This is a genomic window from Pseudomonas sp. BT-42-2, from assembly GCF_025847435.2.
GTDB lineage: Bacteria > Pseudomonadota > Gammaproteobacteria > Pseudomonadales > Pseudomonadaceae > Aquipseudomonas > Aquipseudomonas urmiensis.
Genome location: NZ_JAOYTM010000010.1, coordinates 242,617 through 256,357 on the forward strand (window position 1 = coordinate 242,617; position 13,741 = coordinate 256,357).

7 protein-coding genes are annotated in these 13,741 nt (G+C 63.0%); 2 read left to right on the top strand and 5 right to left on the bottom strand.

Annotation, left to right across the window (positions count from 1 at the left end; all coding sequences use genetic code 11):
- The first annotated feature begins 11 nt into the window (after positions 1-11).
- Positions 12-1,340, top strand: coding sequence for a cell envelope integrity protein CreD (gene creD, locus OIU19_RS12825; protein WP_264235302.1), 1,329 nt, complete (start codon positions 12-14; stop codon positions 1,338-1,340).
- 137 nt (positions 1,341-1,477) lie between these two features.
- Here the strand turns inward: creD and OIU19_RS12830 are convergent, their stop codons facing one another.
- The 5 genes from OIU19_RS12830 to aceE form a co-directional block, all read right to left on the bottom strand.
- Entirely contained in the window at positions 1,478-2,101 is a 624-nt protein-coding gene (locus tag OIU19_RS12830) for a glutathione S-transferase (RefSeq protein WP_264235303.1), read from the bottom strand.
- Positions 2,102-2,110: 9 nt separating this feature from the next.
- The gene (gene msrA / locus OIU19_RS12835) at positions 2,111-2,776 is read right to left on the bottom strand and encodes a peptide-methionine (S)-S-oxide reductase MsrA (RefSeq protein WP_264235304.1); all 666 of its coding nucleotides are present in this window, start codon (positions 2,774-2,776) and stop codon (positions 2,111-2,113) included.
- Between the two features lie 168 nt (positions 2,777-2,944).
- Positions 2,945-5,638, bottom strand: a complete 2,694-nt coding sequence (locus OIU19_RS12840; RefSeq protein ID WP_264235305.1) for a bifunctional diguanylate cyclase/phosphodiesterase — start codon at positions 5,636-5,638, stop codon at positions 2,945-2,947.
- Between the two features lie 274 nt (positions 5,639-5,912).
- On the bottom strand, positions 5,913-7,556 hold the full coding sequence (gene aceF / locus OIU19_RS12845; protein WP_186552742.1) for a dihydrolipoyllysine-residue acetyltransferase: 1,644 nt from the start codon (positions 7,554-7,556) through the stop codon (positions 5,913-5,915).
- 12 nt (positions 7,557-7,568) lie between these two features.
- A complete protein-coding gene (aceE, locus tag OIU19_RS12850) occupies positions 7,569-10,214 on the bottom strand; it encodes a pyruvate dehydrogenase (acetyl-transferring), homodimeric type (RefSeq protein WP_264235306.1) in 2,646 nt (881 codons plus the stop codon).
- 383 nt (positions 10,215-10,597) lie between these two features.
- Here aceE and glnE point away from each other — a divergent pair, with 383 nt between their 5' ends.
- Complete coding sequence (glnE, locus tag OIU19_RS12855; RefSeq protein ID WP_264235307.1) at positions 10,598-13,531, top strand: bifunctional [glutamate--ammonia ligase]-adenylyl-L-tyrosine phosphorylase/[glutamate--ammonia-ligase] adenylyltransferase; 2,934 nt, start codon at positions 10,598-10,600, stop codon at positions 13,529-13,531.
- Positions 13,532-13,741: the final 210 nt, after the last annotated feature.

The window sequence follows — 13,741 nt, forward strand, 5'->3', positions numbered from 1 at the left end:
AGCCCTTGCCCATGAACAAAACCCTGAGTTTCAAGCTCGGCATGATCGCCTTGCTGATGTTGCTGCTGTTGATCCCGCTGCTGATGATCGGCGGCCTGATCGAAGAGCGGCAGACCCTGCGTGACAGCGTGCTGGCAGATATCGCCCAGAGCTCCAGCTTCGAGCAGCAGATATCTGGCCCCTTGCTGGTGGTGCCTTACCGCAAGTACGAGCGGCGCTGGATCGACAAGGACGGCCACAGCGTGCAGGAGACCACCACCGTCAACGGTCACCTGTACTTCTTGCCGGAAACCTTCGACGCCGAGATTGGCATCGACACCGAGCTGCGCTTGCGGGGCATTTATCAGGCGCGATTGTTTCACGCCAAAAGCCAGATCTCCGGGCACTTCAAGCTGCCAGAGCGTTGGGGCATCGACAAAGACTATGAAGATTACCGCTTCGACAAACCCTTCCTGGCTGTTGGCATCAGCGATATCCGCGGCATCGAGAGCAACCTGGAGCTGACCCTGGATGACCAGCGCCTGCCGTTCGAGGCCGGTACAGGGCTGGACTGGATGCGCGGCGGGGTACACGTCGCCCTGCCTGGGCTGGATGGGCAGAGCGCTCGCGAGTTCAGCTACGCCTTCGACCTCGCCCTGCAGGGCACTGGCCAACTGCATGTGCTGCCGATTGGCCGTACCAGCAGTGTCGACATGCACGCCAACTGGCCGCACCCAAGCTTCGTCGGCAGCTACCTGCCGAGCCGCCGCGAGATCAACGCCGAGGGCTTCAAGGCGCACTGGCAGACCTCGTTCTTCGCCACCAACCTGGAAGATGCCCTGCTCCAGTGCGCCACGGTTGCCCAGTGCGCGGACTACAAGGAGCGGACCTTCGGCGTGAGCTTTGTCGACCCGGTTGACCAGTACCTCAAGAGCGAGCGGGCGATCAAATACGCACTGTTGTTCATTGCCCTGACTTTTGCCGGCTTCTTCCTGTTTGAAGTGCTGAAGAATCTCAGCGTGCACCCAGTGCAGTACGTGTTGGTCGGGGTGGCGTTGGCGTTTTTCTACCTGCTGCTGTTGTCGCTGTCCGAGCATCTTGGCTTTGGCCCGGCGTATGGCTTGTCTGCTTCGGCGTGTGTGTTGCTGATCGGTTTTTACCTGAGCCATGTGCTGCACAGCCTGTGGCGTGGGGTCGGCTTTGCGGCCGGGCTGGCGGTGCTGTATGCGATGTTGTTTGGGCTGCTTAGCGCTGAGGACTATGCGCTGCTGATGGGCTCGTTGCTGTGCTTTGGCTTGCTGGGTGTGTTCATGGTGCTGACCCGCCGGCTGGACTGGTCGCGGGTGGGGAGGTCGGCATGAGGGAGGATCGCGAAGTTGGGCGCTGGTTGGCCGGGAAGATTGGGCTGTTGTTCGCAGTGACAGCCCGATGAGCCAAGCCCGCTTCCACATGCTCTGAGACAGCGCGTGGGAGCGGGCTTGCCCCGCGATAGCGTCAGTCAGGCAACAGGCGTGGTGGCGACCATCGAAGGGCGCAAAGCCACCTCGGCATACCAGGCAGCCAACCCCGGTTGCTGCTCGCGCCAGCCAAAGTCGGGCTGGCGCAGGTCCAGATAACCCAGCGCACAAGCCACGCCAATGGCAACGATATCGAAGCCTGACACCAGCTCAGGCAGATGCTCGCGCTCAAGGTTCGCCAGGCTCCGGCGGATCTTCTGCGATTGCGCTTCGACCCAGCCGTCCCAGCGTTTCTCAGGCGGGCGCAGGAACGTCTCGTAACGCAGCGAAACAGCCGCATCCATGATCGCATCAGCCTGCGAGGCCAGGGTCAGCCGCCGCCAGCGCGCCGAGCCTTCACGGAGGATCAATGGAATGCCCACATGCTGCGTGTCGAGGTACTCGCAGATCACCCGGCTGTCATGCAGCACGCTGCCATCTTCCAGGCGCAATGCCGGGATCTTGCCGATCGGGTTGCCTTGGTTGAGCTGCTCGTCGCCGGCCACCGGGCTGACATTGACCGCTTGCAGTTGCACCCGATCCAACTGCCCGGTTTCATGCAGCACCACCATCACCTTGCGTACGAACGGCGACAGCGGTGAGTGGAACAGGGTCATCGTCGCCATGGCTTGCCCTCAGTTGCCTTGCAGGCTAGGGGGCAGGCACACACCGGTACCGCCGATGCCGCAGTAGCCATCGGGGTTCTTGGCCAGGTACTGCTGGTGATAGGCCTCGGCGAAGTACACCGTAGGCGCCTGGGCGATCTCGGTGGTGATCGGGCCGAAACCGGCCTTGTCCAGCTCGGCCTGGTAGGCCGCTTTGCTGGCCTGGGCCTGCTCCAGCTGCTCGGGGCTGGTGCAGAAGATCGCCGAGCGGTACTGGGTGCCGATGTCGTTGCCCTGGCGCATACCTTGGGTGGGGTTGTGCAGCTCCCAGAACATCGCCAGCAGTTCGCCGTAGCTGACCTTGGCCTTGTCGAACACCACCAGCACCACTTCGGTGTGGCCGGTCAGGCCCGAGCAGACTTCTTCGTAAGTCGGGTGCGGGGTGAAGCCACCGGCATAACCGACCACGGTGCTGACCACACCTTCACGCTGCCAGAAGCGGCGCTCGGCGCCCCAGAAGCAGCCCAGGCCAAAGATGGCGAAGTCGACATCGTCGAAGAACGGGCCCAGCAGGGGCGTATCTTCGAAGACGAAGTGCTTCTCTGGCAGGGTCATCGGCGTGTCGCGGCCAGGCAGGGCCTGTTCCGCGGTGGGCAGGACGTTTTTGTTCACCAGGATTTCCGAACGCAGGACCATGGCTGTTCCTCTGTTTTCCAAGTCGGGAATGGGGGTGGCCTTTTCGCGGGCAAGCCCGCTCCCACAGGTACAGAGCCAGGTTTGATGGCGGCGCGGTACCTGTGGGAGCGGGCTTGCCCGCGAAAAGGCCGACGCTGTCGCTAATAGTGCCCGAGTCAGAGGCCGCTGTCAGGCCATCGGTCCGCGCGGATAGCGCTTGAGTTTGTCGACCAGCTCACGCCCCGGAATTGGCCGGTCGAACAGGTAGCCCTGACCGACGTCGCAGCGGTGGCGACGCAGGAACGCCAGCTGTGCGGCGGTCTCGATGCCCTCGGCAACCACCTTCAACTTGAGGTTGTGGGCCATGGCCACCACTGCTGAGGTGATCTCCATGTCGTCCTGGTTGTCGGGAATCTCGTTGATGAAGCTGCGGTCGATCTTGATGATGTCGATGGGAAACTTCTTCAGGTAACTCAGCGACGAGTAACCGGTGCCGAAGTCGTCCATCGCCAGGGTCAGGCCCAGCGCCTTGAGCTCGTCGAGCTGGCGGTGGGTGTCCTCGGTGGCTTCCAGCAGCAGGCCTTCGGTCAGCTCCAGCTCCAGCAGGTGCGGCGGCAGGGCCTCTTCCTTGATGATGGTGCCAATCGAGCTGACCAGCTCGGGGTCGGAAAACTGCTTGGGCGAGAGGTTGATCGCCACATGCAGGTTGCCCATGCCCGCGTCGCGCAGTTGCTGGCTCATCCGGCAGGACTGGCGCACCACCCACTTGCCGATCGGAATGATCAAGCCGGTTTCCTCAGCCACGCTAATGAACTGGTCGGGGCGGATCATGCCGCGCTCTGGGTGGTTCCAGCGCAGCAGCGCCTCCAGGCCCAGCAAACGCCCGCTGCGCAGGCACAGCTTAGGCTGGTAGAACACTTCCAGCTCATTCTGGGTGAGGGCGCGCCGCAGGTTGTTTTCGACGAACAGCTTGTAACTGGCCTCGGCGTTGAGCACCTCGGTGAACACCTGCACCTGGTGTTTGCCGTTGGCCTTGGCCTTGTGCAGGGCAAGCCCGGCATTCTTCATCAGCGTTTGCGGGTCGCTGCCATGCAGCGGCGCGCAGGCCAGACCTACCGAGGCGGTGACGTTGATCAGCTGATTGTCGACGAACATCGGTTTGTCGAGGGTACGCAACAGCTGCTGCGCCACCGCCTGGCCGTCTTCCAGGCCGATATCATCGAGCAGCACGGCGAATTCGTTACTGGCGAAACGCGCCAGGATGCCGCCAGCGTGCAGGCTATTGCGCAGGCGCCGGGCGAGGCTGACCAGCAGCTTGTCACCGGTCTGGTGGCCGAGGCTGTCGTTGATCCGCTTGAAGTTGTCGATATCGACCAGCAGCAGGCAGATCGAGGTCTCTTGGTCGCGCGCGAAACGTTCATCGAGGTTGCGGATGAACGCCGGGCGGTTGCCCAGGTTGGTCAGGTTGTCGGTATAGGCCAGGCGCTCGATGCGCTGCTGGGCCAGCTTGCTCTGGGTGATGTCTTCGTAGATGCCGATGTAGTGGGTCAACTCGCGGTTGTCGCCATACACCTTGGAAATCGACAGCTGGCCCCAGTAGGGCTCGAGGTTCTTGCGCCGGCTTTTGAACTCGCCCTGCCAACTGTTGCCCATGGCCAGGCTCGAAGGCGAGTCGAACAACAGTTCACTCAGGTTCTCCAGGGCGGGCAATTCCGACAGGCGGTAGCCTTGGACCTCATCGGTGCTGTATTGGGTAATGGCGGTGAAGCTTGGGTTGACGTACTCCACCACGCCGTCACGGTTGACCAGCAAGAACGCGCTGGCGCTCTGTTCCACCGCTCGCTGGAACAGGTGCAGGGCGCTGGCGGCGGTGCGCCGGTTGTGGTTGGTGATGACCTGGGCGAACTGGTCGGCCAACTCGCCGGCAAAGGCGATCTCATCGGACTGCCAGGCCCGCGGCGTGCCGGTTTGCTCCAGGCACAACACGCCGACTACCTGGCCATCGACGCGGATGCTGGCATCGAGCATGGCGTTGTTGGCGCTGGGGTAGAGGGTCTCGGCCATGTCGCGGGTGCGCGGGTCGTGGCTGGCATTGTGTGCGTCGATGGCGCGGCTGGCGTGCAGGGCGTCGAGGTAGTCGGGGAAGCGACTGGCGTCGATGGGCTCGGGCAGTCGGTGCTGCTGCTCAAGGTGATACCAGGCGCTGATCGGCTCCAGGCGCTGGTCATCGAGGTACCAGATGCTGGCGCAGTCGACCTTGTAGATTTCGCAGGCGCTCTGGGTAATCAGCTCGGCAGCTTCGAGCAATGAGTTGTCGGCGCTGTAGCGCTGGCGTGCCAGGCGCAGGATCAGGTCCTGCTGGGCGCGTACCCGCTCCAGGTGTTCGAGCTGCTCCTGCTGGGCGCGCTGGTTCAGTTGCAGGGCGATTTGCAGGCGGTTGTTACGCGTTTCCAAGTCGCTGGCGGCGAGGTCCGGAGCGTCTTCTGCAGCATCGTCGAGCACAGTCAGGTAGCCGCGCAGCAGTTGCCGGCCATGCTGCTTGTAGGCTTCGCCGACTTCAAGCAGGCGCAGTGGCTCGGGGCTGGCGTGCAGGGTGTAGCGCACCCGGTAGTGGCCGCGCCGGGTCAACTGCAGCTGGATCTCGTCGTGCAACCGGTAGCGGGCTTCTGGCTCCATCAGGCTGGCATAGGGCGAGCCGATCAAGGCGCAGAGGTCGGCGGCGGGCAGGCCGAACTGACGGTCGCAGGCGGGATCGAGGTACAGCATGGCCCAATTGGCTTCGTTGAGCCTTTCGAAACGCAGCATGCCGAGCCGCGAGGGCACGGGGAGCTGCGTGACGACCTCGGCCGCCACACGGCTGGCGGCATCGGGTTGGCTTTTCATCGAAGACTCGCTTGAAGAGGGTGGCGCAGGCCTGGTCGGTCGCGCATCTGGCAAGGTTGCATCATGTCCCGGAGGCTGGCAAGCGGCCATAAGGGATGCTGTGAACAGGTTGTCGGCAGGCTGAGTGAAGTCTGAAGGTTGCTGGGGTGGGTTGACGGCTAAAGCCGCTCTGGCCTGGGCAAAAAAAAGCCCCGCCAAGGGCGGGGTTGAGGTACGAGCGTGGCAGCTCGAAAGGGGGCCTGCCTTCGCGCATGGGAAGGCAGGTTGTAACGGGTTACAGCAGCATGGTGCGGATATCCGCCAGCAGGTCGCTCAGGCGCTTGGTGAAGCGCGCAGCAGCGGCGCCGTTGATCACACGGTGATCGTACGACAGCGACAGCGGCAGCATCAGCTTGGGCTGGAAGGCTTTGCCATCCCAGACCGGCTGCATGGTGGCCTTGGATACACCGAGGATCGCCACCTCAGGCGCGTTGACGATCGGCGTGAAGCCGGTGCCGCCAATGTGACCGAGGCTGGAAATGGTGAAGCAAGCGCCTTGCATGTCGTCGGCCGACAGCTTCTTGGTGCGGGCTTTTTCGGCCAGCGCCGCAGCTTCGCCAGCCAGTTGCAGCAGGCTCTTCTGGTCGACGTTCTTGATCACCGGGACCAGCAGACCATCCGGGGTGTCCACGGCAAAGCCGATGTTCACGTACTTCTTGCGGATGATCGCCTTGCCGCTGGGTGCCAGCGAGCTGTTGAAGTCCGGCAGTTCCTTGAGCAGGTGGGCACAAGCCTTGAGCAGCAGTGGCAGCACGGTCAGCTTGACGCCAGCCTTCTCGGCCACTGCTTTCTGGGCAACGCGGAAGGCTTCCAGCTCGGTGATGTCGGCGGAGTCGAACTGGGTCACGTGCGGCACGTTCAGCCAGCTGCGGTGCAGGTTGGCGGCACCGACCTGCATCAGGCGGGTCAGGGCGACTTCTTCGACTTCACCGAACTTGCTGAAGTCCACCACCGGGATCGGCGGGATGCCTGCGCCACCGGTTGCACCAGCAGCTGCCGGTGCTTCCTTGGCCTTTTGCATCATGGCCTTGACGTAGACCTGCACGTCTTCCTTGAGGATGCGACCGTGCGGGCCTGTGGCTGCTACTGCACCCAGGTCGACGCCGAACTCGCGGGCCAGCTGACGCACTGCCGGGCCGGCATGGACCTTGGCGTTGCTGCCAGCCGCTGGAGCGGTGGCGGCCGGTGCTGGGGCGGCAGCGGGCGCTGCGGCAGGGGCAGCTGCAGGAGCCGCGTCAGCCTTGGCCGGCGCAGCAGCGGCTGGCGCTGGAGCCGGTGCGGCAGCAGCGGCGCCTGCGACTTTCAGCTTGAAGATCAGGTCGCCAGTGCCGACTTCGTCGTCCAGCTTGCAGATCACTTCTTCGATCACGCCAGCGGCAGGCGAAGGGATCTCCATGGAGGCCTTGTCGGACTCCAGGGTGATCAGCGACTGGTCGGCTTCGACGCTGTCGCCAACCTTGACCAGCACTTCGATGATCTTGGCCTTGCCCGACGAGCCGATGTCCGGCACGTGGATGTCCTGCACGCTAGCTGCAGCTGGAGCTGCGGCCTGGGCAGGCGCTGCAGCCGGGGCGGCAGCGGGTTTTTCTTCGGCGGCGGGCGCAGCAGGGGCGGCTGCGGCCGGAGCCTCGGACGCCGCAGCGGCGCCCTCGACTTCCAGCACCAGCAGCTCGTCGCCTTCTTTCAGGCGATCGCCCAGCTTGACCTTCAGCTCTTTGATCACGCCTGCCTTGGGGGCAGGGATCTCCATGGAGGCTTTGTCGGACTCCAGGGTCAGCAGGCTCTGGTCAGCCTCGATGCGGTCGCCAACCTTGACGAACAGCTCGATGATTTCACCTTCACCGCTGCCGATGTCAGGTACGCGAATGAGTTCGCTCACTTAAAATACTCCTCAGCAGTCCAGTGGGTTGCGCTTGTCCGGGTCGATGCCGAACTTGACGATGGCGTCAGCCACCACCTTAGGTTCGATCTCGCCACGGTCAGCCAAGGCTTCCAGGGCAGCCAGCACCACGAAGTGGCGGTCGACTTCGAAGAAGTGACGCAGCTTCTTGCGGCTGTCGCTGCGACCGAAGCCATCGGTACCCAGGACTTTGAACTCTTTGCTCGGCACCCACTGGCGGATCTGCTCGGCAAAGATCTTCATGTAGTCGGTCGATGCGATAACCGGACCCTTGCGACCGCTCAGGCACTGCTCGACGTAAGTCTGCTGTGGCTTCTGGCCAGGCTTGAGGCGGTTGGCGCGTTCTACGGCGAGGCCGTCGCGACGCAGTTCGTTGAAGCTGGTGACGCTCCACACGTCGGCACCGACGTTGAACTCTTCACGCAGGATCTTCGCCGCTTCACGGACTTCACGCAGGATGGTGCCGGAGCCCATCAGCTGAACGTGGTGGGCCGCGTCCTTGGTGTCTTCCTCGAGCAGGTACATACCCTTGACGATGCCTTCCTCGACACCGGCCGGCATGGCTGGCTGCTGGTAGGATTCGTTCATCACGGTGATGTAGTAGAAGATGTCCTGTTGCTCTTCGGTCATCTTCTTCATGCCGTCCTGGATGATCACCGCCAGCTCGTAGCCGTAGGTTGGATCATAGGTGCGGCAGTTCGGGATGGTCCCGGCCAGCAGGTGGCTGTGACCGTCTTCGTGCTGCAGGCCTTCACCGTTGAGGGTGGTACGGCCGGCGGTACCGCCGATCAGGAAGCCACGGGTGCGGCTGTCGCCAGCGGCCCAGGCCAGGTCACCGATACGCTGGAAGCCGAACATCGAGTAGAAGATGTAGAACGGCAGCATCGGCTGGTTGTGGTTCGAATAGGAAGTGCCCGCAGCAATGAACGACGACATGGCGCCGGCTTCGTTGATGCCCTCTTCGAGGATCTGGCCCTTCTTGTCTTCGCGGTAGAACATCACCTGGTCTTTATCGACTGGCTCGTAGAGCTGGCCGACCGAGGAGTAGATGCCCAGCTGGCGGAACATGCCTTCCATACCGAAGGTACGGGCTTCGTCCGGGATGATCGGAACGATGCGCTGACCGATCTCTTTGTCCTTGACCAGCTGCGCCAGAATCCGCACGAAGGCCATGGTGGTGGAGATTTCGCGGTCGCCCGAGCCGTCCAGGATCGCCTTCAGGGTTTCCAGTGGCGGGGTCGGGATGCTGATGCTCTTCTCGCGGCGCTGTGGCACGAAACCACCCAGGGCGCTGCGGCGCTCGGCCAGGTAACGGGCCTCGGCGCTGCCTTCTTCAGGCTTGAAGAACGGCAGGTTTTCCAGCTCTTCGTCCTTGACCGGGATGTCGAAACGATCGCGGAAGTGACGCAGGCTCTCGACGTCGACCTTCTTGGTGTTGTGCGCGGTGTTCTTGGCTTCGCCAGCACCGGTACCGTAACCCTTGATGGTCTTGGCCAGGATGACAGTCGGCTGCTCTTTGTGGTTGACCGCCTGGTGGTAGGCCGCATAGACCTTGTACGGGTCGTGACCGCCACGGTTGAGCTTCCAGATCTCTTCGTCGGACAGGTCTTCGACCATGGCCTTGAGTTCTGGGGTGTTGAAGAAGTGCTCACGGACGAACGCGCCGTCCTTGGCCTTGTAGTTCTGGTACTCGCCGTCGATGACTTCGTCCATGCGACGTTGCAGGATACCGTCGACGTCCTTGGCCAGCAGTGGGTCCCAGAAACGGCCCCAGACCACTTTGTTGACGTTCCAGCCACCGCCACGGAACACGCCTTCGAGTTCCTGGATGATCTTGCCGTTGCCGCGAACCGGGCCGTCGAGGCGCTGCAGGTTGCAGTTGATGACGAAGATCAGGTTGTCCAGCTTCTCGCGGCCAGCCAGGGAGATCGCGCCCAGCGATTCCGGCTCGTCGCACTCGCCGTCGCCCATGAAGCACCAGACTTTCTGCTTGCCAGCCGGGATGTAGCCGCGCGCTTCGAGGTACTTCATGAAGCGTGCCTGGTAGATCGCCTGGATTGGACCCAGACCCATCGAAACGGTCGGGAACTGCCAGAAGTCAGGCATCAGCCATGGGTGCGGGTACGAGGACAGACCTTTGCCATCGACTTCCTGACGGAAGTTGTTCATCTGTTCTTCGCTGATCCGGCCTTCCATGAAGGCACGGGCGTAGACGCCAGGCGAGGCATGGCCCTGGAAGAAGATCAGGTCGCCGCCATGTTCTTCGGTCGGGGCCTGGAAGAAGTAGTTGAAGCCGATGTCGTACAGGGTGGCACTGGAGGCGAAGCTCGAGATGTGTCCGCCCAGGTCCGAATCCTTCAGGTTGGTACGCATGACCATGGCCAGGGCGTTCCAACGCACCAACGAGCGAATGCGGCGTTCCATGAACAGGTCGCCAGGCATGCGTGCTTCGTGGGTGACAGGGATGGTGTTGCGGTATGGCGTGGTGATGGCATACGGCAGCTGCGAACCACTACGGGTGGCCAGCTCGCCCATACGGGTCATCAGGTAATGAGCGCGGTCTTCGCCTTCTTTGTCGAGGACCGACTCCAGGGCATCCAGCCATTCCTGGGTTTCGATTGGATCGAGGTCTTGCATGGCTTGCTCCAGGGCGGAAAGGCCACCAGAATCGGGGGCCTGAGTTTGCGACTGGCCTTATGGGCAGACGTCGTGAATTCTTGGATTACCGGAGTGTGATCCGGCGCCGTGTAGTTTTACTACAAAAGCTTTCGCATTTCATGCTTTTAGACGGTCGGGGTAGTAGTAATACTACAGAAATGCGACGTTTGGTCGCACCCCGGGTTGTGAGGAAAAACGTTCATGTTGGTTGGCGGTGTGTTCGAGGCGGGTGATTCGCGATGTTTCTTGCCAATGATTCGACTATTTCAGCTATTTCCAACTTTTGTATGACAGTCCAACCGTGGTCCCGCATCGCCGCGACCGCATTTACCCCTCTGATTCACGCCGATCAAGGATAGTCCATGCGCCTGCCTTTGCCGCTCGATCTGCCTGCCGCCCTGCAACCACTGGTCGTTCGCAACCAGCAGTTGCTCACCGATGCCGTCGCTGGCCACGATCAATTGCACCTGGGCGCTTTGAGCGCCACTCATCGGCAACAGTTCGATCAGGTTGCCGCCGCCAGTGATTTCGTCCTCGGCCAGGTCCAGCGTGAGCCCGGCATGTTCTTCGAGCTGTTGGGCAGTGGCGAGCTGGAGCAGGCCTTCGCCCCGGGTCAGCTCTGTACGCGGATCGCCAGCGTGGCTCAGGCGGCGCAAAGCGAAGATGAGCTGGCGCGTAATCTGCGCCGCGAGCGCAACCGCCAGCAACTGCGCATCATCTGGCGCGACATCACCCGCCAGGCCGCCTTGGGCGAGACTTGCCGCGACCTGTCCGACCTTGCTGATGCCTGTATCGACCAGGCCTATCAATGGTTGTACCCACGCCACTGCCAGCAGTTCGGCACACCGATCGGTAACCGCAGTGGCGAGCCGCAGCACATGGTGGTGCTGGGCATGGGCAAGCTCGGCGCGGTGGAACTGAACCTGTCATCGGACATCGACCTGATCTTCGCCTTCCCTGAGGGCGGCGAGACTGAGGGGGTCAAACGCTCGCTGGATAACCAGGAGTTCTTCACCCGTCTGGGCCAGCGCCTGATCAAGGCGCTCGACCCGGTCACCGTCGATGGTTTCGTGTTCCGCGTCGACATGCGCCTGCGCCCCTATGGCTCGGCGGGTGCCTTGGTGCTGTCGTTCAATGCACTGGAGCAGTACTACCAGGACCAGGGCCGTGACTGGGAGCGCTACGCCATGATCAAGGCGCGGGTGGTGGCAGGCGACCAGGCGGCCGGTGCCCAACTGCAGGAGATGCTGCGCCCGTTCGTCTACCGCCGTTACCTGGATTTCTCGGCGATCGAAGCGCTGCGCACCATGAAGCAGCTGATCCAGCAGGAAGTGCGCCGCAAAGGCATGGCCGAGAACATCAAGCTCGGCGCGGGCGGCATCCGTGAGGTGGAGTTCATCGCCCAGGCGTTCCAGTTGATCCACGGCGGGCGTGACCTGAGCCTGCAGCAGCGGCCACTGCTTAAAGTCCTGGCAACCTTGGAGGGCCAGGGTTACCTGCCGCCGGCGGTGGTGGCCGAGCTGCGCGAAGGCTACCAATTCCTGCGGTATACCGAACATGCCATCCAGGCCATCGCCGACCGCCAGACGCAGATGCTCCCCGAAGACGATACCGACCGCGCGCGGGTGGCCTTTATCCTCGGCTTTGCCAACTGGCACAGCTTCCACGATCAGCTCATGTATTGGCGCGGGCGCATCGACTGGCATTTCCGCCAAGTGATCGCCGACCCGGATGAAGACGAGGGCGAGGGCGAGTTGGTGGTGGGGGGGGAGTGGTCGCCGCTGTGGGAACAGGCCCAAGACGAAGAAGCCGCTTGCCGACAGCTGGAGGAAGCCGGGTTCTGCCAGCCTGCCGAGGCCTTGCGGCGCCTAGCCGGTTTGCGTGCCAGCCCGCAGTTGCGTTCGATGCAGCGCTTGGGGCGTGAGCGCCTGGATGCCTTCATTCCGCGCCTGCTGGCCCAGGCCGTCGAGCACGACAACCCGGACCTGGTGCTGGAACGGGTGCTGCCGCTGGTCGAAGCGGTGGCGCGGCGTTCGGCTTATCTGGTCCTGCTTACCGAAAACCCAGGTGCGCTACGTCGCCTGCTGACGCTTTGCGCCGCCAGCCCATGGATTGCCGAGCAGATCGCCCGCTATCCGCTGCTGCTCGACGAACTGCTCAATGAAGGCCGCCTGTTCAGCCCGCCACTGGCGCCGGAGCTGGCTTCGGAGCTGCGTGAGCGGCTGACGCGCATCCCCGAAGATGACCTGGAACAGCAGATGGAGGCCCTGCGTCACTTCAAGCTAGCGCACAGCCTGCGCGTGGCGGCTTCGGAAATCAGCGGCAACCTGCCGTTGATGAAAGTCAGCGACTACCTCACCTGGCTCGCCGAAGCCATTCTCGACCAGGTCCTGGCCCTGGCCTGGCGCCAGACCGTGGCGCGTCATGGCCAGCCCAAGCGCAGCGATGGGAGCCTGTGCGATCCGGGCTTCATCATCGTCGGGTATGGCAAGGTCGGTGGCCTGGAGCTTGGCCATGGCTCGGACCTGGACCTGGTATTCATTCACGACGGCGACCTGCATGCCGAGACCGACGGCGCCAAGCCGATCGACAGCGCGCAGTTCTTCACCCGCCTGGGCCAGCGCATCATTCACCTGCTGACCACCCAGACCAACTCCGGCCAGCTGTATGACGTCGATATGCGCCTGCGGCCATCGGGCGCTTCCGGGCTGCTGGTCAGCTCGCTCGGTGCGTTCGAACGTTATCAACAAGGCGAAGCCTGGACCTGGGAGCATCAGGCGCTGGTCAGGGCGCGGGTGCTGGTAGGGTGCAAGCAGGTGACCACGGCGTTCGAGGCGGTGCGCGCCAAGGTGCTGGGCCAGGCCCGTGACCTCGATAAGCTGCGCGTCGAGGTCAGCGAGATGCGCGCCAAGATGCGTGACAACCTCGGCACCAAGCTCACCGCCGCCGGCACTGCCAGCAACGCCTTCGATGCGGGCGTGCCGTTCGATATCAAGCAGGATGCCGGCGGTATCGTGGATATCGAATTCATGGTCCAGTACGCAGCATTGGCCTGGTCCCACGATCACCCGGCGTTGCTGCGCTGGACCGACAATATCCGCATCCTCGAAGAGCTCGAACAGGCCGGCCTGCTGCCCGCCAGTGATGCGGTGTTGCTGCGTGAGGTGTACAAGGCCTTCCGTTCGGCTTCGCATCGCCAGGCCTTGCAGAAGCAGGCCGGGGTCATCGATGCCGCCCAGTTCGCCGACGAGCGCCGCGAAGTACGGCGAATCTGGGGTGAGCTTGGCCTGAGTTGAGCGTTCAGGGCGACGACCGGGCACCAGTGGTACACTGCACGCCATATAGCCTGAATATAAAGAGGGATGGCTCGCCTCGAAGCCCGCGCGAGCGGTTTGCCTGGGAGCGGGCTTGACCAGCGATGGCGTCGTCACACAACGATGCTATCGCCGGGCAAGCCCGTTGCCATGTCAGCCGTTGCCGCAAGGTATGGGTTATCCCCGAGCGTT

Coding starts and splice junctions, on each gene's coding strand:
- creD (WP_264235302.1), top strand. CDS start 12: ATGAACAAAACCCTGAGTTTCAAGCTCGGCATGATCGCCTTGCTGATG.
- OIU19_RS12830 (WP_264235303.1), bottom strand. CDS start 2,101: ATGGCGACGATGACCCTGTTCCACTCACCGCTGTCGCCGTTCGTACGC.
- msrA (WP_264235304.1), bottom strand. CDS start 2,776: ATGGTCCTGCGTTCGGAAATCCTGGTGAACAAAAACGTCCTGCCCACC.
- OIU19_RS12840 (WP_264235305.1), bottom strand. CDS start 5,638: ATGAAAAGCCAACCCGATGCCGCCAGCCGTGTGGCGGCCGAGGTCGTC.
- aceE (WP_264235306.1), bottom strand. CDS start 10,214: ATGCAAGACCTCGATCCAATCGAAACCCAGGAATGGCTGGATGCCCTG.
- glnE (WP_264235307.1), top strand. CDS start 10,598: ATGCGCCTGCCTTTGCCGCTCGATCTGCCTGCCGCCCTGCAACCACTG.